Genomic DNA, 542 nt, shown 5'->3' with positions numbered 1-542 from the left:
CGATGCTGGCGACGGTGCGGCCGACCTTGCGAGGGGTGGCGGTCAGGGTCAGCCGGGAAAGCTGATTGATCTCGGCAATCGCGGGCTGGATCGCCCGGCTGTTGAAATGCGAGAACCGTTCCAGTTTGCCCGGCTCCACCCCGAGAACGGACCGCAACTCGGCCACGGTGAAGGTCTTGATGGCAACCTGATCCAGCTTGGCCAGACTGGCGATGTGCTGGAACAGCAGCAGCGAGTACTTGCTGCCCAGGTGAAACACCGTCTGGCGATCAAGGATCGCCCAGTGGTTCGAGGCCGCGGCAGCACGGGTGAACATCCGTGAGAAATACCAGCTGATGACCAGGTCGCCGGACAGTTCGTCGCGGTAGTCCACCTCGGCAATGTCGAGCAGCCCCCCGATGGTCAGGCGCTTCTTCTCGGTGTCATCGTGGATCAGCACGGCCGCCTGCAACTCCGCGAACAGCGGAGCGAGACTGGCGCGATCGTGGTTGCGCAACCCCTCGACCCCGCGCACCTCGGACAGCCGGACGCGATGCTCCACG

At 64.4% G+C, this 542-nt stretch carries 1 protein-coding gene; it reads right to left on the bottom strand.

Annotated elements, in window-relative coordinates:
- The coding region (locus CK240_RS17950; RefSeq protein WP_135058990.1) for a replication initiation protein at positions 1–542 on the bottom strand (542 nt) is incomplete at both ends.

This window comes from Paracoccus salipaludis (assembly GCF_002287065.1).
Lineage (GTDB): Bacteria > Pseudomonadota > Alphaproteobacteria > Rhodobacterales > Rhodobacteraceae > Paracoccus > Paracoccus salipaludis.
This window is presented reverse-complemented; position numbering and strand designations above follow the sequence as displayed.